The 19877-nt window shown below is 68.0% G+C and carries 16 protein-coding genes; 8 read left to right on the forward strand and 8 right to left on the reverse strand.

Annotation, left to right across the window (positions count from 1 at the left end):
* Positions 1 to 43 precede the first annotated feature (43 nt).
* Positions 44 to 988 (forward strand): NADP-dependent oxidoreductase, encoded by a 945-nt coding sequence (locus tag CCK87_RS01360; protein WP_086459724.1) that lies wholly within the window; start codon positions 44 to 46, stop codon positions 986 to 988.
* A 3-nt stretch (positions 989 to 991) separates the two neighbouring features.
* Here CCK87_RS01360 and CCK87_RS01365 read toward each other — a convergent pair whose 3' ends face one another.
* The 5 genes from CCK87_RS01365 to CCK87_RS01385 form a co-directional block, all read right to left on the reverse strand.
* A complete protein-coding gene (locus tag CCK87_RS01365; RefSeq protein WP_086459725.1) occupies positions 992 to 2146 on the reverse strand; it encodes an FAD-dependent oxidoreductase in 1155 nt (384 codons plus the stop codon).
* Complete coding sequence (locus CCK87_RS01370; protein WP_086459726.1) at positions 2146 to 3549, reverse strand: NtaA/DmoA family FMN-dependent monooxygenase; 1404 nt, start codon at positions 3547 to 3549, stop codon at positions 2146 to 2148. The genes CCK87_RS01365 and CCK87_RS01370 overlap by 1 nt, the downstream gene beginning before the upstream one ends.
* The gene (locus CCK87_RS01375) at positions 3546 to 4796 is read right to left on the reverse strand and encodes an LLM class flavin-dependent oxidoreductase (protein WP_086459727.1); all 1251 of its coding nucleotides are present in this window, start codon (positions 4794 to 4796) and stop codon (positions 3546 to 3548) included. The genes CCK87_RS01370 and CCK87_RS01375 overlap by 4 nt, the downstream gene beginning before the upstream one ends.
* Positions 4793 to 5647, reverse strand: a complete 855-nt coding sequence (locus CCK87_RS01380; RefSeq protein WP_086459728.1) for a DUF1684 domain-containing protein — start codon at positions 5645 to 5647, stop codon at positions 4793 to 4795. Before CCK87_RS01380 ends, CCK87_RS01375 begins: the two co-directional genes overlap by 4 nt.
* A 185-nt stretch (positions 5648 to 5832) precedes the next feature.
* The gene (locus CCK87_RS01385) at positions 5833 to 7275 is read right to left on the reverse strand and encodes an NtaA/DmoA family FMN-dependent monooxygenase (RefSeq protein WP_086459729.1); all 1443 of its coding nucleotides are present in this window, start codon (positions 7273 to 7275) and stop codon (positions 5833 to 5835) included.
* A 98-nt stretch (positions 7276 to 7373) separates the two neighbouring features.
* On the opposite strand from CCK87_RS01385, the gene CCK87_RS01390 reads away from it, so the two are divergent.
* Complete coding sequence (locus CCK87_RS01390) at positions 7374 to 8588, forward strand: aminotransferase class I/II-fold pyridoxal phosphate-dependent enzyme (RefSeq protein WP_086459730.1); 1215 nt, start codon at positions 7374 to 7376, stop codon at positions 8586 to 8588.
* On the forward strand, positions 8585 to 9919 hold the full coding sequence (locus CCK87_RS01395; protein ID WP_249273652.1) for an aminotransferase class I/II-fold pyridoxal phosphate-dependent enzyme: 1335 nt from the start codon (positions 8585 to 8587) through the stop codon (positions 9917 to 9919). Before CCK87_RS01390 ends, CCK87_RS01395 begins: the two co-directional genes overlap by 4 nt.
* Here the strand turns inward: CCK87_RS01395 and CCK87_RS01400 are convergent, their stop codons facing one another.
* From CCK87_RS01400 to CCK87_RS01410, 3 genes are all read right to left on the reverse strand, one after another.
* Positions 9920 to 10672 carry a metalloregulator ArsR/SmtB family transcription factor gene (locus CCK87_RS01400; RefSeq protein WP_086459732.1) on the reverse strand — a complete coding sequence of 251 codons (753 nt, stop codon included), beginning with the start codon at positions 10670 to 10672 and terminating at the stop codon, positions 9920 to 9922. It abuts the gene before it with no gap.
* Positions 10673 to 10736: 64 nt separating this feature from the next.
* Positions 10737 to 13292, reverse strand: a complete 2556-nt coding sequence (locus CCK87_RS18635) for a LuxR C-terminal-related transcriptional regulator (protein WP_086459733.1) — start codon at positions 13290 to 13292, stop codon at positions 10737 to 10739.
* Entirely contained in the window at positions 13289 to 13873 is a 585-nt protein-coding gene (locus CCK87_RS01410) for a hypothetical protein (RefSeq protein WP_140162737.1), read from the reverse strand. Before CCK87_RS01410 ends, CCK87_RS18635 begins: the two co-directional genes overlap by 4 nt.
* A 161-nt stretch (positions 13874 to 14034) precedes the next feature.
* Between CCK87_RS01410 and CCK87_RS18500 the strand changes: the two genes are divergently transcribed.
* The 5 genes from CCK87_RS18500 (at position 14035) to araA (ending at position 19808) form a co-directional block, all read left to right on the forward strand.
* A complete protein-coding gene (locus CCK87_RS18500; RefSeq protein WP_249273653.1) occupies positions 14035 to 14706 on the forward strand; it encodes a hypothetical protein in 672 nt (223 codons plus the stop codon).
* Entirely contained in the window at positions 14703 to 15722 is a 1020-nt protein-coding gene (locus CCK87_RS01415; RefSeq protein WP_249273654.1) for a LacI family DNA-binding transcriptional regulator, read from the forward strand. The genes CCK87_RS18500 and CCK87_RS01415 overlap by 4 nt, the downstream gene beginning before the upstream one ends.
* A 176-nt stretch (positions 15723 to 15898) precedes the next feature.
* Positions 15899 to 17575 (forward strand): ribulokinase, encoded by a 1677-nt coding sequence (gene araB / locus CCK87_RS01420; protein ID WP_086459736.1) that lies wholly within the window; start codon positions 15899 to 15901, stop codon positions 17573 to 17575.
* Positions 17572 to 18294, forward strand: a complete 723-nt coding sequence (locus CCK87_RS01425) for an L-ribulose-5-phosphate 4-epimerase (RefSeq protein WP_086459737.1) — start codon at positions 17572 to 17574, stop codon at positions 18292 to 18294. The genes araB and CCK87_RS01425 overlap by 4 nt, the downstream gene beginning before the upstream one ends.
* Positions 18291 to 19808 carry an L-arabinose isomerase gene (araA, locus tag CCK87_RS01430; protein WP_086459738.1) on the forward strand — a complete coding sequence of 506 codons (1518 nt, stop codon included), beginning with the start codon at positions 18291 to 18293 and terminating at the stop codon, positions 19806 to 19808. Before CCK87_RS01425 ends, araA begins: the two co-directional genes overlap by 4 nt.
* Positions 19809 to 19877: the final 69 nt, after the last annotated feature.

Consider the following 19877-nt stretch of genomic DNA (forward strand, 5'->3'; position numbering starts at 1 on the left):
GCCGGTGAAAAACCTGCATACGGTGAACAGAACGGGGCCGAAAATGGCGACAATTGTTCAGTACTCACGTGTCGGCGGGCCCGACGTTCTCGAGGTCGTCGAGGTTCCCCTGCCTTCCGTCACCGACGGTCACGTGCTCGTCGAGGTGCAGGCCATCGGGGTGAACCCCATCGACTCGAAGCTACGCTCCGGGCTTCGTGCGTCGACTCCACTCGATGGCCCGCGCGGCGTCGGTGCGGATGCCTCCGGCGTCATTCTCGAGGTCGGTTCCGGGGTCGAGGGTTGGGCCTCGGGCGATGAGGTCATCATCCAGGGCGCCAGCGGCGCGTACGCCAGCCACCTCGTGGTCGCGCCCTCGAACCTCACACGCAAGCCCTCTGTCTGGACCTGGTCGCAGGCGGCGGCCGTGGGCATCCCGGTCTCGACGGCTTATCAGGCGCTGAGCTCGCTCGGCGTCACCGAGGGAACCCGGCTGCTGATCCACGGAGGAACGGGCGGTGTCGGACAGGCGGCGGTGCAGTTCGCCGTGGCGTGGGGAGCCCGCGTGTTCGCCACCGCGAGCCCCGCGAATCACGAGCGACTGATCGAACTCGGCGCCGTTCCGTTGAGCTATGGAGAAGGACTCGTCGAGCGCGTGCGCGAGGCCTCGCCGGAGGGCATCGACGTGGTGCTCGACGGGGCGGGAACCGAGGAGGCCCTGCAGGCATCCTTCGAGTTGGTCGAGGACCGCTCTCGCATCGGAACGATCGTCGTGGGAGGCCGAGCCGCCGAGCTCGGCATCAGGGCGTGGATGGGCGGAAGCCCTGTGCCGCTCACCGACGAGGAGGTGCGGCTGCGGGCCGAGGGCGTTCCCGCCGCGATCGAGCTCGCCGCCCAGGGCACGTTCGACGTCGAGGTCTCGGAGCGCTTTCCGCTGGCCCGGGCCGCTGACGCCCAGCGCCTCAGCGAAGAGGGGCACACCAGAGGAAAGATCGTCCTGATCCCCTAGCGGTCAGCGGGTCGCAGCGAGCGAGAACAGCGCCGGCGCCCGGCCCTCGCCCTCGACGAGATCGGCGAGAATGCGGCCGATCGCCGGGGTGAACTTGAACCCGTGGCCCGAGAAGCCCGCGCCGATCACCAGAGGCCCCGCCGAGTCGACCACGAAGTTCGAGTCGGGGGTGCTCGTGTAGGTGCAGCTGATCTCCACGAACGACTCCGCGTCGACCCCCGGCAGCCACTCCCGGGCGTAGCGCTGCAGCGCGGCCAGCTGAGCCGGCTCCGCGACGAACGTGCGCGCATCCGGATCGATGACCGCGCCCGTGCCGTGCCATCCGGCCTTCACGCCCTGGCCGGGCGTGAACATGCCGTACACGGGCGAACGCCAGTAGTCGTACGACGGTTCGAGAGGGCTCGGCGCGTGGTTGAACCCGGGCCACTCGATCGTCGGGTCGCGCACCGCGAAGTGGGCCGGTTGCTCCTGCGTGACGACGAGTCGCGGCAGGGCGACCGTCGAGCCGAGGAGCTTCTGCGTCCACGCTCCGAGCGTCACGACGACTCGCCTCGCGTCGATCGTCTCGCGAGAACCCGTGGGCTCGCCGCTCACTGCGTCGACCGGCTGCACCTCGACGAGCACCGAGTCCGGTGATGCGACCCGGATGGCGACGACCCGAGAATGGTGCCGCATCACGGCGCCGCGCGCGGTCGCCGCTTGCTGCAGGGCCGACACCGCGGCATCCGCATTGAGCCTGCCGGCCTGCGGGGTGAACAGCACACGGGCGTCGAAGCGGATGCCTGGCCAGCGTTCGCCGGCCTCGTCCGGGGTCATGAACGCGGCCTCGAAACCGTATGTCGGCAACGCCGACGCCACCGCGTCGAAGGCCGGATTCGCGCCGTGGTTGGCGAGCCCGACCTGGTCGAGAACGGCGACGCCCGACTCGGCCTCGAGCTCGCGCCACAGAGGCAGCGCCTCGCGCAGCAACGAGAGGTAGGTGTCGTCGGCGTAGCTGAGATTGAAGTTGCGCGACGCCCCGTGGGATGCGCCCTGGGTGTGCCCGGGGCCGAAGCGCTCGAGCAGCGTCACGTCGCGGCCGCGCCGGGCGAGCTGCCAGGCGGCGGCGGAACCCATGGCTCCACCGCCGATCACGACGACGTCTGCTCGAGTGACCACTAGGCCGAGACCAACGCTGCGCCCGCCACCGTCGAGGTCGATCGCGCCGGCACCGGGGGCAGCCCGAGCGTCTCGTGCAGGGTGGCGTTCTCGTCGTAGTCGGTGCGGTACACGCCGCGCTCCTGCAGCTCGGGAATCACCCGGTCGACGAACTCGTCGAGTCCGGTCGGGTTGGTGTTGCCCACGATGACGAAACCGTCGGAGGCATCCTCCTGCACGTGCCGGTTGATCGTCTCCGCGACGAACGTGGGTGTGCCCACGAAGGTGTGCTTCGCGGCGAACGAGATCACGAGCTCGCGGATCGACCAGCCCTCCGCCGCGGCCTGCTCGCGCCACGCGTTGGCGGTGGCAACGGGGTCGGTGTGCACGTGGGCGCGGCCCTTGGCCCCGCCCTCCGCCGTGACGACGGGGTCGATCTCGGGCAGCGGGCCCTCGACGTCGTAGCCCGAGAGATCGGTGTTCCAGACCTGTTCGAGAAACGAGATCGCGGTCTGCGGGCTCACCTGCAGGCGCGAGATCTCGCGTGACCGTTCCAGTGCCTCGGCCTGCGTGTCGCCCAGGATAAAGGTCGCAGCGGGCAGGATCTTGAGCGAATCGCGGGGGCGGCCCACCGCATCCAATCGCCCTTTCACGTCGTCGTAGAACGCGCGACCGGCCTCGTAGTCGGCGTGCCTCGAGAAGATGACATCGGCCGAGCTGGTCGCGAAGTCGCGGCCGTCGGGCGAATCGCCCGCCTGCACGATCACCGGATGCTGCTGCGGGCTAGGCGGCAGGGTCGCGTAGCCGGTCACATCGAACTGCGGCCCGTGGTGGTCGACGAGCCCGAGACCGGAGGTGCGCACGAACTCGCCCGACTGCTTGTCGGCGACGATCGCGTCATCGGCCCAGCTGTCCCAGAGCTGCGACGAGACATCGAAGAACTCCTGCGCCCGACTGTAGCGGTCGGCGAGGTCGAGGAACTTTCCGCGGCGGAAGTTCGCCCCGTGAAACGCATCCGACGTCGTGACGATGTTCCAGCCGGCGCGCCCCCGGCTGAGGTGGTCGAGGGTGGCGAGCTGGCGGGCCAGCTCGTACGGCTCGTTGAAGGTCGAGCTCAGTGTTCCGACAAGCCCGATGTTGGAGGTGACCCCGGCGAGTGCGGCGAGGATCGCCAGCGTGTTCGGGCGCCCGACCACGTCGAGGTCGTGGATGAGGCCGCGCGTCTCGCGCAGCCGCAGCCCTTCGGCCAGGAACAGGAAGTCGAACTTGCCGCGCTCGGCGTTCTGCGCGAAGTGGCGGAACGACGAGAAGGCGATCTGGCTCTCGCTTCTCTCGTCGCTCCACACGGTGGTGTTGTTCACGCCAGGAAAGTGTGCGGCGAGGTGGATCTGCTTGGTGGGCTTCGACGAAGAAGACGTGGTCATCTGTTGGCGCTTTCGATCAGTTCGGCGGTCTCGGGGCGGGCGGTCGCGTAGCGGTTCGTAGCGGGGGCGAAGCCCAGGCGCTGGCGCAGGGTCGACGCGTCGCGGGGGCGCTCGAGCACTCCGGTCTCATCGAGCACGGGCACGACGCCGCGGGTAATGCGCTCGAGATCGAGCGGCAGGCGCGCGGGACGCAGCCGCACGCCTGTGACGCCGGCCTGCTGCCAGCGCAGCAACTGGGCGGCCACGTTCTCGGCCGTGTCGGCGAGAATCACGGCGTCGGATGCGTAGGTCCCGCGGTGCAACTCGTCGAGCGCCGCGAGAGCTTCCGCGGCCTTCTCTCTCGTGTCCTCGATGAGCACGACGGCCTCGGTCCAGATGCGAAGGGGATCGTTGACGCGGCGCTCGACACGCAGCTCGGTGTCGCCCAGTTCGCCCAGAATCCGCTCGAGGTGCTCGTCGGAGTGTGGCGTGATGCCGACGATGTCGGCCTGTGCGACGGCGAGCTCGTAGGGCACCTGTTGGTGGGCCAGCACGTACACGACGGGCTGGCCCTGTGGCGAGCGCGGCACGATCGATGGCCCCTTCACGCTGAAGCTCTCGCCCTCGAAGTCGACGTAGTGCAGGCGCTCGCGGTCGATGAAGCGGCCGGTCGCGACGTCGCGGATCACCGCGTCGTCCTCCCAGCTGTCCCAGAGCCGGTGGGCGACCTCGATCGCGTCGGCTGCCTCGCCGAACAGCTGACGGATGAGGGCGCTCTGCTCCTCGTCCGTGCCGACGGCGGCGGCAACCGGGTCGAGCGCGGGAATCGCGCGCCGACCGACGTGGGCGGCCTCGTGGGAGCGCGCGGAGACCTGCACCCGCCATCCGGCCCAGCCTTCTGAGACGTGGTCGAGGGTCTGGATGCCGGTGGCCGTGTGGAATGGCTCGGTGTGCGTGGTGGTCACGGTCGGCACGATGCCGATGCCGGGCACCTGCGCTGCGATCGTGTTGGCGAGCAGCAGGGCGTCGAGTCGACCACGCACCTCGTCGCGGCGCAGCTCGACGGCACCGAAGCCGCTCGTCTGCAGTCCTAAGGAGTCCTCGATGGTCACGAGATCGATGCCGGCTGACTGTGCCTCCACGACGAGCGAGACCCAGTAGTCGGCGTCGAACAGGGCCGCGGGGCGGGCGGCGTCGAGGCGCCAGGCGGCGGGATGCCAGCCGGCGCCGTCGAGGGCGATGCCGAGGTGGAAGGGTGTGCGGCTCATCGCGGCGCTCCTTCCGTTCCCGTGCTCGGATGCACGGGAGTCTTCTCGCCAGCTTCGACGGCGATGGGCAGCCGGTTCTCGGCCGGGGGCAGCGGGCAGGTCGCGAACTCGGTGTAGGCGCACGGAAGGTTCGTCGCCCGGTTGAAGTCGAGCGTCACCCGGCCGGAGGCATCCGGAGCGGGGATCTGCAGCGAGCGGTTGGCGGCATAGGTCGTTACTCCGCTGGTCGCATCGGTGAACAGCACGAACAGGGAGCCGGGAGTCGCGCCGTTGAACGCCGTGAGCGAGAAGCGCTCGCCTCTCACCTCGAACTCGACGACCCCGGGGGAGTCGTAGACGTGCTCGAGGCCCTCCGACACCGAGCCGACGGTCACCGGCTTCGGCTCGTTGAAGGGCACGAAGACGCCCTCGACGCTCCACTCGGGGCTCGGCGGGTAGACCGGGGTGCCCGTGTAGTCGACGAGCGTCGGATGCGATGGGTGCCGCGGGCGCAGGATGTCGACTCCTCCGCGTCTCGCGACCTCGAACTGTGCGTCTCCAGCGCTCGCGGTGACGCCGCCGCGCTCGGGGATCACGCCGAAGGCGTATCGGCCGATGACTGTTTGCCCGTCGATCACGAGCTCCTCGCCGGCGGCGAGAGTGACCGCGGGGCCGCCTGCCGAGGTCGACCACGAGCCCGGGGCATCCGGGTACCGTGTCGGGTTCTCGTCGAGCCAGTTGAGGCTCGTGACCGCGAGGAATCCGTGCGGGTCTGCCCGGCTCGTCTCGTGGGCGTCGTGCCACGCCTGCCATTCGGCGGCGAAGGCGGTGTCATCGACTGCTGCTTCTGATTCTGACTGCACTGTGCTCATTCCCACACGCTACGAACCCAGGCCGGTGGTGCCGGTCGTCGCCCGACATATGAAGTCACGAATGCAACGCGAGGTAACGCGACTTGACGCTGCCCGCGACGCCAGTAGTGCCCGGTGCGGTCAAGAGCGCCCGGTGTGCCGGTACCTCGTGTCCGTAGCGGGTACTAGTGACGGGCATCCACGAATCAGATCACCCAGTTCGGCGCGACCTCTGCCGCGACCGGAGCCTCGCGAACAGGTTTCGTGAGGTGCAGGTGACCCCGCAGGGTCTTCGCGTCGTAGCCCTCGTTCATCAGGCCGCGGTCGACCAGTTCGGGCACGACGAGGTGGGCGAACGCATCGAACTGCTCGTGCAGAAACGCGCTCTGAATCGCGAAGCCGTCGGCGGCGCCCGCTCGGAACCACGTCTCGAGGTGATCGGCGATGTCTGTCGGCGACCCCACGACGATGGGGGCCGGCACGGCCTGCGCCACGATCAGATGACGGAAGGTGACCGGTCGTGCACCTCCGAGCGTGCGACCCGATCTCGACTGCACGACCTCGAGCAGCCGCTGCCCGACCGTGTTGAAGCGCTCGGCGGTGGCGATCGAGACGGGCTCGTCGACCGAGCGCTCCAGCAGAGGGAGCCCCACCGAGCGCAAGAGGGACGCGGCAGAGCGGTTCGGCGGAAACCCGAGCGACGGGTCGCGCGCCGTTCCGTCGTCGAGCGGAACCAGCTCGACGAGCTCGTCGTAGAGCGCGAACGCCGCCTGTCGGGTCTCCCCGACGATGGGCAGGATGGGCGTGATGATCGTGACATCACCGGCCGCGCGGCCGGCCGCGACCGCGCGCTGCTGGGCCTGCCGATAGAACGTCACGGCGTCGCCGAGGCTCGACGGCGCGACCACATGGATGTCGGCGTGTGCCGCCGCGAACTCTCGGGCCCGCACCGAGACTCCCGCGTGCACCACCGGAATCTGGCCCTGCACCGGGCGCAGGGCGTTGAGCGGCCCGGCAACACTGAAGCGTCGGCCCTGATGCTCGACAGGGGCGATGAGCGAGTGGTCCACGAGGATCCCGCGCTTGGCGTCGGCCACGACCGCGCCGTCGTCCCAGCTGTCCCAGAGGCTCCGAAGCAGCTGCACGAACTCGACCCCGGTCTCGAAGCGGTTGTCGTCGGTGCCTCCGGCATCCGTTCTGCCGAAGTTGGCGCTCGCCCTCGGGTCGGTGCCGACGGTGAGGTTGAGCCCGAAGCGTCCTCCCGAAAGTCGGTCGATGGATGCCGCGGCCCGAGCGATCGCGTACGGCTCGGAATGCGCGGTGCTGGCCGTGGCGATGAGTCCGATGCGGTTCGTCACAGCGGCGAGGTACGCGGCCGAACTGAACGGGTCGACGCGCGCGAGCAGCGAGGGCTCCGTGTATTCGAGGTCGGAGCTCGACGAGAGCCAATCGCCCAGAAACAGAAAGTCGAGGCCGGCCTTCTCTGCCGTGCGCGCGAGTCGCTTGAGTGCGGCGGGGTCGTTCGCCGGATTCTTGTGGGCGCCCGGATAGCGCCAGCCAGACGGGAAGGCACCGAGTGTGCGCACCATCGCCCCCAGAACCAGGTGTCCATCGCGTTCGAACGTGCGCACGGGCGTGGGGGTGGTCATGCGACGACGATAGGCGGGCACTCGGGCGAAGCCGAGCCTCGATGACACATGACGTAAAGCAGAGGCGCGCCCTAGGGCGCAGTCCGTACGATCGCTGCATGACTCACGCCTTCGACCGCATCACCCGTGCCGAGCTGAGCATTCCCTCCAGTCGCAAGTGGAGTCTGCATCCCGGAACCATCGGGGCGTGGGTCGCCGAGATGGACTTCGGAACCGCGCCGCAGGTGACCAGGGCTCTGCACCAGGCCATCGACGACGGCAACCTCGGCTACCTCGCGCCCGCCACCTCGCACGAGATGGGCAAGGCAACGGCGGCGTGGCACCGCGACGAGTACGGGTGGGACTTTCGCTGGCAGAACGTGCACGCCGTCTCCGACGTGATGGCCGCGCTCGAAGTCGCGATCACCAAGTTCTCTCCGGCGGGCACCGGCGTCATCATTCCGACCCCGGCATATATGCCCTTTCTGAGCTTCGTTCCCACCCTCGGCCGCGAGGTCTTCGAGGTTCCGGGCGTGACCGACGCACGCACCGGCCGCTGGCAGCACGACCTCGCCGCCATCGAGGCGGCGTTCCACGCGGGAGCCCGCACCCTCATCCTCTGCAACCCGCAGAACCCCACGGGAACGGTGCTCACACGCGAGGAACTCGAGGCGATCGCTGCCATCGTCGACCGTCACAACGGTCGGGTCTTCGCCGACGAGATCCACGCGCCGCTGCGTTACGACGGTGTCGCGCACATCCCGTATGCGTCGCTGAACGAGACCACGGCGAGGCACACGATCACGTCGACCTCGGCATCCAAAGCGTGGAACCTGCCGGGCCTCAAGACCGCGCAACTCATCACCTCCAACGCCGCCGACGAAGAGCTCTACCAGACCTTCGGATTCGCGGTCATGCACGGGGCGGCGACCCCGGGCGTCATCGCCGCGACCGTGGCCTACACCGAGGGTCGGGAGTGGCTCGGTGAGGTCGTCGACTACCTCGACGGCAATCGGCGACTGCTCGCAGAGCTGCTCGCCGAGCACCTTCCCGAGGTGCGCTACACGGTTCCGGATGCGACGTACATCGCCTGGCTCGATTGTTCCGATCTCGGGATCGACGGCTCGGTCGCCGACTTCTTTCGGGTGGAGGCCGGCGTCACCCTCACCGACGGCGCGCTCTGCGGTCGCGGCTATGAGGGCTACGCCCGCATCATCTTCGCCATGCCGAGGCCGATTCTCGAGCAAGCGGTCATCGAGATGGCCGCCGCCGTTCGCCGATGTCTTTCCCGCCCAGCACCCCACCTCTACGCGACAGAGAGCAGCATCTCGTGACCGACGCCACCCATCCCTCGCCCGACGTCGCAGCACCGGAGTACGACTGGCAGGGCTACGGCTTCGACACCCGCCAGGTGCACGCCGGCGAGTACGACGATCTGAACGCGGGAGCCCGCGTCTCGCCCATCGCGATGACCGCCGGCTTCCGCTTCGACTCGTTCGACGATGCCCACAACCGGTTCGCGGGAGACGCCGACGGACTCATCTACTCCCGCCAGCGCAATCCGTCGGGCGCGGTGGCAGAGAAGCGCATCGCCTCGCTCGAAGGAGGCTCGGAGGCGATCGTCGTCTCGTCGGGCCAGGCAGCCATCACCTCGGCCCTGCTCGCGCTTGCGGAGAACGGCGAACGCATCGTCTCGACGGCGAGCATCTACAGCGGAACGCGCGTGCTCTTCGGGCGCAGCTTCGCCCGCTTCGGAGTCTCCGTCGACTACGTGTGGAACACGGCCGACGACGACGAGTGGGATCGGATCATCCAGCCCAACACGAAGGCGATCTTCACCGAGACCATTCCGAACCCCAAGAACGACATCGTCGACATCGAGCAGGTCGCCCGGGTCGCAGCCCGGCACGGCATCCCGCTCGTGGTCGACAACACCATCGCGTCGCCCTACGTGATCCGCCCCATCGAGTACGGCGCCGCGGTCGTCGTGCACTCGTCGACGAAGTTCCTCTCGGGGCACGGAGCAGGTCTCTCCGGCGCAATCGTCGACGGCGGCACGTTCGACTGGGCCGCATCCGAGCGGCGCTATCCGCTGCTGACAGAGCCTCAGGGCTCCGCGGCGAAATCTCTTCTCGAGCGCTACGGCCGAACCGGCTATGCACGCCTCGCCCGTGAGGCTGTGGTCAACGATATCGGGCCGGCTCTGTCACCGTTCAACTCGTTTCTGCTGCACCAGGGCATCGAGACCCTATCGCTTCGCATGGAGCGTCACCTCGACAGCTCGGTGGCCATCGCGCGCTGGCTCGAGCGGCATCCGAAGGTCGAGAGCGTCGATTTCGCCGGACTCGAATCGAACCCGGCGCACGAGCTGGCGCAACGACTGTACGGCGGTCGCACCGGATCCGTCTTCGCCGTGACCGTGCGCGGGGGAGCGGCCGGGGCTCGATCATTTCTCGACGGGCTGCGCGTCATCAGCCGCATGACCAACATCGGCGATGTCCGGTCGATGGCCCTGCACCCTGCGACCACCACGCACATCTCGTTCAGCGAAGAGTTGCGCGAGAAGCTCGGAATCGGCCAGGGGCTCATCAGGTTGTCGATCGGCATCGAAGATGTGAACGACCTCATCGCCGACCTCGATCAGGCGTTGGCCCGCGTCGCCTGATCAGGTGTACATGAGCGAGCCCGGCGTGGTGAGCTTCTCGCCGGTCTCGAGGTAGGTCTTGAGGCCGGAGAGGATCATCGGCCAGCCGCCGTAGAGCTCCTCGTTCGCGCCGTCGCGCAGCTCGTCATGGGTGACCACGAGGCGGCACGAGTCGCCGACCTGTTCGATCTCCCAGGTGATGCGCGTGGTGCCCTCGGCCTCGACCTCGTCGCTCCAGCGGGCGTGCATCGACTGCACCAGCTTGCGCGGAGGGTCGACCACCAGATTCACGCCGTCTCCGAGCGGCGCGTTGGCCTTCGGGTTGGTCTGGGTGTAGCTCGACCCTTCGGTGAAGTCCGACTCGATGCGGTTGCCGAAGCTGTAGATGCTGCGGATCTGCGTATCCGTGATCGCCTGCCAGAGGCGCTCGGGAGTCGTGCGGATGTAGATCTCGAATACCTTCTCCATGGTTCTCTCCAGTTCTGTCTTGAGGTCGCTCAGCGCGGCGACCCAGGGTTCTGCGTATTTGCTCGTCCACCGGTCGTGTACGAGCCGGATGGGCACGGGATTGAGAAAGTGCAGCTTCTCGCGGCCTCGTCGTCGAGTCGTCACGAGTCGGGCATCCTCCAGGATCCCGAGGTGCTTCATCACGCCGAAGCGACTCATCTCGAATCGTGTCTCGAGCGCACCCAGCGACTGGCCGTCCTCGAGAAAGAGCGCGTCGAGGATCGCTCTCCGCGTGGGGTCGGCCAGTGCCCGGAATACCTCGTCCATAGACAGAAATTAGGTGACCATATGGTCACTTGTCAAGGGGTCGAGAGCTCCCGGTCATTCGTCGTCAGCGCGTATGACGACGCGCGCTGAGGGCGGCGATCGCATCGGCCCTGTTCGACACGCCCAGCTTGCGATAGAGAGACCGCAGCTGTGACTTGACCGTATTTGGCGACACCACCAGCGCCGCGGCGATGTCTGAAGCCGATGAGAAGCGCATCAGCTGCTCAGCGACGGCCTCCTCTCGCGACGTCAACGGGATGCGCGTCGGCGCGAGGGGAATGAGCGACGGCGCGTCACCGAGCGAGGGTTCGATCGAGCTCATCTCCGTCAGCATGGAACGCTGATGCTCCGCGGGAAGGAGGGCGAACGCGAGAGCCTGGCGGCTGTGTCGAAGAAAGCGCGCAGCTCGGAGCGTGGCCGCGGATCCTTCTTCACGGCCCGCGGCGACGAGCGCTGCCGCGCGCAGAACGAGCATCTCGGCTTCGACGCGAGGAGTCTGGTCGTTCCCCGGCGGATTCCGCTCGAGCAGTTCGAGGGTCTCGTCGGGATTGCCGCGCGCCAGCGAGATCCGGGCCTGCGCGACCGTGTCGCGTCGACCCCGCTTGCCCTGCACGACCAATGCCTGCTCGGCGGCATCCGCGTCGCCGGCCGCCAGGTAGAGGAGCGATCGAGTCGCCCTGAGCCTGGCGGCGGTGAAGGGCCCGAGAGCCGATCGGTTCAGATGCGTGTCGACCTCACGCTCGAAGTCGAGCAGTGCTCGATCGACGTCGCCTCTGAAGAGGGCGATGAGCGCGTCGAGGTGCGCGAGAATCGGCCAGTGCTCGATGGTGGGCCTGTGCTTGTCAAGCGCACGCACGTGCAGATCGGCCGTGTCGGCGTCGAACCGCTCGAGGGCGATGAAGGCGTTGGCGATGCGATAGAAGCTTCCCGCGTATCCGCTGATCCAGCCGTCGGGCCACGATCGAGTGGCGGCGTACGCCGAGCGTTCTGCGGCGGTCACGAGGTCACCCGTGACGGCAGCGGCTCCCGCCTCGAGTGCCAAGCCCTCGAGGCCGGCCGGCAGATTCTCGGCCTCGCCGATGGACGCACTCCGACGGAAGCAGTCCATCGCCTTGTCCATGTGGCCGTTGTAGAAGAAGCTCGTGCCGATGTGGGTGAAGAGCACGGGCACGAGCCGACCCAGCAGAGCTCTGTGTTCGAGACTCATGACGGTGAGCGTCTCGTAAGCCACGTCTGCGGCCGCGAGTGACGCTTCGAACGAACCGAGAACTCTGAGTGAGGCACTCTCGATGGTGCGGAAGAGTGCCTGGTCGGGCGGATCGGCGCGAGCACCCTGAATGCGCGACGAGGCGATCGCGAGGCCGAAGAGCTCGATCGCGCGCAGCCGATGCTGTTTGCGGGCATTGAAGATGAGCGCCAACAGCATCGCGAGCAGTGGATGCTGTCGGAGCGCCAGCATCGGCGTCTTCGAGAACAGATCGATGACCTGCGAGGGATGATTGCGCAGCAGGAGAAAGGCCGAGTCGCGCACGATCGTCGACGCGAGCGAGAGGTCGCGGGCCTGCATGGCGAATTCGATGGCCTCGTAGGGGCGACCGTGGCGGTGCGACCACTGCGCCACCTGGCGGCGCAGCCCCTTGAGCGAGCCGGGGTCTGCTCGAGTCAACTCCGCGAGGAAGGACTCGCGGAGCAGGGGCGTCAGCATGAACACCCTGTCGCGAGTGTCTCCGTGCCACAGCCCCAACCCATCCTGCTCGGCACGCGTCAGAAGGTGTCCCGCGTCGGCCGATCCCGACAACTCCCGCGCCAGCGATTCGGTGAGAACATCGGCGACCGAGATCGCGAGCAAGAAAGAACGGTAGTCGTCGTCGCCCGTCGCGGACTCTGGCGAACCGGCGTTGGCCCACAGGTAGCTCTCGTAGGTGTCGACCGCGCGGGCGACTCGGGCTGAGGCATCGGATGCGCCGGGTGCCGACGCCGCCACGGCCCGCGTCAGCAGAGGCGAGCCTCCCCAGCGCAGGACCTCGTCGACGAGCTGCTCCGGCTCGTCAGGGCCGAGAGCGGCGCGCGCCTCCTCGCGGGAGAACATGAGCTCGCGCCATCCGATCACGGCCCGCTCCGCGGCGAGCACCGGGTCGGACGCATCGACGACGGCCCTTCGCCGAGCCGAGAGCACGAGGCGCAGACGGGGCACGCGGGCGAGCACCGCGAGAAGAGACGTGAGTGCCTCGGCGTTGAGGAGATCGGCACGGTCGACCACCAGAACGATGTCCTGTCCGAGCGACTGCAATCCGCGCCTGAGCAGGGACCACTCGTCTGTGCCACCGACCATGGCTGCGTCGGCGAGTCGCAGAGGGTTGCCCTCGGCGAGCATGCCGACGGCCGACAGCTCTGCCGCGATCAGCGAGACCGCGGCCGGCCCCGAGGTGTCGTTCGTCTCCATCTGCACCCAGACGCCGCACTGTGACGTCTGCGCTGCCCACTCGGCGAGAAGCGAGGTCTTGCCGGCGCCCGCCGGACCGTGCACGATCAGGAGAGGCACTGCTGATTCGATGATCGAGACGAGGCCGGGTCTCTGCACCAGGTTCGGCGGAAGCCGCGGAGCGCCCCACACCGTCATGTGTCTGTCCGCCCGCGGTATCGCCGCCGAACGCCGGATGTCGCGAGAGCCTTTTCGACGCGCACCGCGACGGCCGCGAGAAGCAGCACCGACAGCATCCGACCGGCGAAGGTGAAGACGACGACCCAGGGAGACATCGCGGCGGGGTCGATGACCGCCAGAGAGATGGCGAAGAGAACGAGTGCGAGGCCTGCAGAGGCCAGGTACCAGACCGTCTCGCGCGGTCGAGAGTAGAACCTGCTCGCGAGAAGAACGAGTTCTGCCGTCAGCGCGGGAAGGCCGAGGGCGACGACGATCAGGAAGCCGAGGGCGGTGAAGGGCAACGCGAGCAGGCTCGCGACGAGAGCCGTGAGCAGCAGAGAACCGGGTGCGCGGATCCAGCGCGCGGCCACCAGCGGTCCGAGTGACGAGACCGAGCCGACGAGTGAATAGACGACGGGAGAGAGGAGCGCGATCGAATGGGTCAGCGGGGCCAGCGCCACGATGAGCACGGCCGTTATCGCGCCAAAAGCCGCGCACTGCAGCAGCATCGACGTGCTCCACGCCGACACGGTTCTCGGTGCGCCCCCGGTTCTCGTCACGTCAGGAGAGCGGGGTCGATCGGTACGAATCCGAAAAGTCCCATATCGTCATGATGCCTTATTAAACACCCGTTGCTACACCGCGTGCCGCGATGCAGCGACCCCGTGCGCCGTCGCGACCAGCCGGTATCCTTTCGAGACAGCGTGAGACAGGAGTTCGTGTGACCCAGCTGAGTCAGCCACCCGCCTTCTCGTACCCGAATCAGCGCATCGTCAGACCTCCGCTGTCGAAGAACGAGCGCAAACGAGCTTTCCTGGCGGGAGCTATCTCGAACACGGTGCTGTCCGCCGGCCTCGGCATCGTCTCCTCAGCCGCGTTCGTCATCGCGTTCGGCGTCATCTGGCAACTCGTGCTCTTCTTCGTCAAGGCGTCCACGACGGCGGAATCGAGTTTCGAGAGTAGAGGGCCGGTCGAGTCGTTCCTCGATTGGCTCGGCTACGATCCCGCCGACGCGTGGATCTTCTGGGTCGTCATCGTGGTCGTTCTGATCGCCGGAGCCTTCGTCACCTGGGCGGGCATCTGGGTCGGCAAGGCCATCTTTGCGGAGTCTGGTGCGGCCAGGCCGTGGGGCGTCACATGGAGCGCGACGGGCATCCTGCTCGGACTCGGGCTCATCATGTCGACGGTCGTCTCGCCGCTTGCAGGGCCGCTCTTCTCGATCATGTTCGGCGCCGCCGCCGCGAGCGGCATGCCGACCGACGACGGCACGGCCAGCATGGGCGTGATCCTTGCCGTCTCGATCATCGGAGCGATCCTCTCGCTCGCGTTCTACGCCGTGGCCGGTTCTCTCCTGTGGTGGTGGATGGCGCACGCCATGCGCAGGTCCGCGTGACCCAGCCGCCGGCATCCGGGCGCGCCCCGAGCATTCGCGATGTCGCCCGCCTCGCGGGGGTGTCGCATCAGACCGTCTCGCGCGTGCTCAACGCGCACCCCAGCATCCGGCCGGAGACGCGCGAACGCGTGCTCGCCGTGATGGGCGAACTCAACTATCGCCCCAACCGGGCGGCGCGGGCGCTCGTCACCGCGCGGTCTGCGACCCTCGGAGTGCTCTCGGCGTCGAGTGCCCAGTACGGACCGGCATCGAGCATCCGAGCCATCGAGCGCGCGGCCCGGGCCGAGGGGTACTTCGTGAACACCGTCAACGTCGACGGCTCTGACGTCGACGAGATCGAGGCGGCCCTCACCCATCTGCTGGATCTTGGAATCGAGGGACTGGTCGTGATCGCGCCGCAGGTGCGGGTCTTCGACGCCCTGGTGGCACGCGGTCTCGACCTGCCGTTCGTGACCATGCAGTCGACGGGTCGGCAAGGAGACCACGCGCTCTCAGTCGACCAGATCACGGGGGCCAGGCGTGCGACGAGGCACCTCATCGAGCTCGGGCACACGCGCATCCAGCATCTGGCCGGCCCGCTCGACTGGATCGAGGCCGAAGCGCGCATCGTCGGATTCCACGCGGAACTCGAAGCCGCGGGCCTGCCGAGAGTCGAGCCGTTGGTGGGCGACTGGACACCGGAGTCCGGCTACCTCGCCGGTCAGAGGATCGCGCGTGAGGGCGAGCTGACCGCGGTGTTCTCTGCCAACGACCAGATGGCACTCGGGCTGCTGCACGCGCTGCGCGACGCGGGGCTCGATGTGCCGGGCGACGTCAGCGTCGTCGGGTTCGACGACATTCCGGAGGCCGCTCACTTCTGGCCGCCTCTCACCACCGTTCGACAGGACTTCGACGAGTTCGGGCGGCGCTGCATCGCCCTGCTGCTTGCCGCGATCCGCGGCACTCCTGTCGAGGAGCGGGCGCTGGTGCCCGACCTGATCGTGCGCTCGTCGACGGCTGCGCCCGGCGCGCGCTGAGCATTCGCGCCAGTTCGGCGCATCCGCCACCGGTCGGCCAGGCGCGGATGCACCGGATCGGCGCGGATGCCGTGCTTGACATCTCACGGCGGCGCTCGGGTAACATGAACACGGCAATGTGAACGGTCACATTAACCAGATCCGCCGCGTGAGAACGAACGAAGGAGTTCCCCCCGATGAGTACTGCCGACATGAACGACGACGAGCGCTACGTCGTCGGCATCGACTACGGAACACTCTCGGGTCGTGCCGTCGTGGTGCGCGTCAGCGATGGAGCCGAACTGGGTAGCGGCGTTCTCGAGTACCCGCACGCGGTCATGGATCGCACGCTCGCCGCATCCGGTGCCGCCCTGCCGCCCGAGTGGGCCCTGCAGGTGCCGAGCGACTACGTCGACGTGCTGAAGCACACGGTTCCGGCGGCGCTCGCCGAGGCGGGCATCGACCCCTCGAAGGTCATCGGAGTGGGCACCGACTTCACCGCCTGCACGATGGTTCCGACGATCGCAGACGGCACGCCGCTCAACGAGCTGCCCGAGTACGCAGACCGCCCGCACGCCTATGTGAAGCTCTGGAAGCACCACGCGGCGCAGCCTCAGGCAGACCGCATCAACCGTGTCGCGGAAGAGCGCGGCGAGTCCTGGCTTCCGCGCTACGGCGGACTGATCTCGAGCGAGTGGGAGTTCGCCAAGGGCCTGCAGCTGCTCGAAGAAGACCCCGAGCTCTACAACCGCATGGACCACTGGGTCGAGGCGGCCGACTGGATCGTCTGGCAGCTCACCGGAGAGTACGTGCGCAACGCCTGCACCGCCGGCTACAAGGGAATCTGGCAGGACGGCGAGTACCCGTCGTCCGACTTCCTCGCCGCGCTGAATCCCGACTTCGCCGACTTCGCCACCAGCAAGGTCGAGCACCGCATCGGTCAGCTGGGGGATGCCGCGGGTCGCCTTTCCGCGGAGGCCGCGGCATGGACCGGCCTACCCGAGGGCATCGCCGTGGCCGTCGGCAACGTCGACGCCCACGTGACCGCGCCCGCCGCCCGCGCCGTCAAGCCGGGACAGATGGTGGCCATCATGGGCACGTCCACCTGTCACGTGATGAACTCCGACATCCTCAAAGAGGTTCCGGGAATGTGCGGCGTCGTCGACGGCGGAATCGTCTCGGGCCTCTACGGCTACGAGGCCGGCCAGTCGGGCGTGGGAGACATCTTCGCCTGGTACGTCGAGAACCAGGTGCCCGCCCACTATCGCGAGGCGGCCGATGCACGCGGCATCAGCATCCACCAGTATCTGACCGAGCTCAGCGAGCACGAGCCGGTCGGCGGCCACGGCCTGCTCGCCCTCGACTGGAATAACGGCAACCGCTCGGTTCTCGTCGACACCGAGCTCTCGGGACTTCTCATCGGTCAGACGCTCGCGACCCGTGCCGAGGAGATCTATCGCGCACTGCTCGAGTCGACCGCCTTCGGCACGCGCAAGATCATCGAGACGTTCAACGCGTCGGGCGTCGAGGTGACCGAGTTCATCGCGGCCGGCGGTCTGATCAAGAACGCGTTCCTCATGCAGACCTACAGCGACATCCTGCGCATGCCGATCTCGGTGCTGGCCAGCTCTCAGGGCCCCGCGCTCGGCTCGGCCATCCACGCCGCCGTCGCGGCCGGCGCCTACCCCGATGTGCTCGCCGCCAGCGACGCGATGGGCCGCCTCGACGAGGCCGTCTACGTGCCCAACGAGGCGAACGCCGACGCCTACGACGCGCTCTACGCCGACTACTCCGAGCTGCACGACTACTTCGGTCGTGGCGCCAACGACGTGATGAAGCGGCTGAAGACCGCACGAAAGAAGGCCCTCGCGTGAGCGACTCAGCAATCGACTTCTCGCCCGAGGTCCAGGATGCCATCGCACGCGTTCGCGACGACGTCGCGCGACTGCATGGCGAGCTGGTGCGCTACGGCCTCGTCATCTGGACGGGTGGCAACATCTCGGGCCGCGTTCCGGGCGCCGACCTGTTCGTGATCAAGCCGTCGGGCGTCGACTACGACGACCTGAGCCCTGAGAACATGATCCTCTGCGACCTCGACGGCACCGTCATCCCCGGCACGCCCGGCTCCGATCGCTCTCCCTCGAGCGACACGGCCGCACACGCCTACGTCTACCGGCACATGCCCGAGGTCGGGGGAGTGGTGCACACGCACTCCACCTACGCCGTCGCCTGGGCCGCGCGTGCCGAGCCCATCCCGTGCGTCATCACGGCCATGGCCGACGAGTTCGGTGGAGAGATCCCTGTCGGCCCCTTCGCCATCATCGGCGACGACTCGATCGGTCGCGGCATCGTCGAGACTCTCAAGGGCCACCGCTCGCGTGCCGTGCTCATGAAGAGCCACGGGCCCTTCACGATCGGCAAGGACGCCCGTGACGCGGTGAAGGCCGCCGTCATGGTCGAAGACGTCGCCCGCACCGTGCACATCTCCCGCCAGCTCGGCGCACCGGTCGAGATTCCCGAGCCCGCGATCGACTCCCTCTTCGATCGCTACCAGAACGTCTACGGACAGAACCCCGAAGGATCCCTCGCATGAGCACACTCCGCACCTCTCTCGATGACTACGAGATCTGGTTCCTCACCGGCAGCCAGGGCCTCTATGGAGAGGAGACCCTCCGCCAGGTAGCCGAGCAGTCGAAGACGATCGCCGACACCCTCGAGGCCTCCACGGGCATCCCGGTGCGCATCGTGTGGAAGCCGGTGCTGACCGACTCCGACGCGATCCGTCGCATGGCTCTCGAGGTCAACGCGAACGACAAGGTCATCGGCGTCACCGCCTGGATGCACACCTTCTCGCCCGCCAAGATGTGGATCACCGGCCTCGACCTGCTGCGTAAGCCCTTGCTGCACCTGCACACGCAGGCCAACGTCGAGCTGCCCTGGGGCGAGATCGACTTCGACTTCATGAACCTCAACCAGGCCGCGCACGGCGACCGCGAGTTCGGCTACATCCAGGCTCGCCTGGGCGTCGCACGCAAGACGGTCGTCGGCCACGTCACCGACCCGAGCGTTCAGAAGCAGATCTCAGACTGGAGCCGCGCGGCTGCAGGCTGGGCGGCAACGCACGAGATGAAGCTCGCCCGCTTCGGTGACAACATGCGCTACGTCGCGGTCACCGAGGGCGACAAGACCGAGGCCGAGCTGCGGTTCGGCGTTCAGGTCAACACCTGGGGCGTCAACGAGCTGGTCGAGGCCGTGGATGCGCAGAGCGACGCCGATGTCGACGCTCTCGTGGCGGAGTACGAAGAGCTCTACGACGTCGTGCCGGAACTCCGCAAGGGCGGCGAGCGGCACGAGTCGCTGCGCGACGGCGCTCGCATCGAGCTGGGGCTGCGCTCCTTCCTCGAGGCCGGCGGCTTCTCGGCATTCACGACCAGCTTCGAAGACCTGGGCGGCCTCAAGCAGCTTCCAGGTCTCGCCGTTCAGCGCCTCATGGCCGAGGGCTACGGCTTCGGTGCCGAGGGCGACTGGAAGACGGCCGTTCTGGTGCGCGCAGCGAACGTGATGGGCGCGGGCCTGCCCGGCGGCGCCAGCCTCATGGAGGACTACACCTACGACATGACGCCCGGTGCGGAGCTCATCCTGGGCGCCCACATGCTCGAGGTCAGCCCGTCGCTCACCACGGCGAAGCCCACGCTCGAGATCCACGCGCTGGGCATCGGCGGAAAAGACGACCCGGTGCGCCTGGTCTTCACGGCCGACTCCGGCCCCGCCGTCGTCGTCGCGCTCTCCGACATGCGCGACCGCTTCCGCCTCGTCGCGAACGTGGTCGAGGTCGTGCAGCCCACCGCTCCGCTGCCGAAGCTTCCCGTCGGCCGCGCCGTGTGGAAGCCGGAGCCCAACTTCCAGACCTCGGCCGCTGCCTGGCTGACGGCTGGCGCGGCGCACCACACCGTCATGTCGACGGCCCTCGGACTCGAGGTCTTCCAGGACTTCGCCGAGATCGCCAAGACCGAGCTGCTCGTCATCGACGAGAACACCGAGCTGCGCGAGTTCGCCAAAGAGGTGCGCTGGAACGCGGCCTACTACCGCCTGGCGCAGGCGATCTAGCACAGACAGCAGGTACCGGCGCGGTCAGTATGACCCGGTGCGCCGGTACCTCTTGTCCGCAGCGGTACC

Origin of the sequence: Agreia sp. VKM Ac-1783, assembly GCF_900177765.1 — a bacterium.
In the GTDB taxonomy this organism is placed as follows: Bacteria; Actinomycetota; Actinomycetes; order Actinomycetales; family Microbacteriaceae; genus Agreia.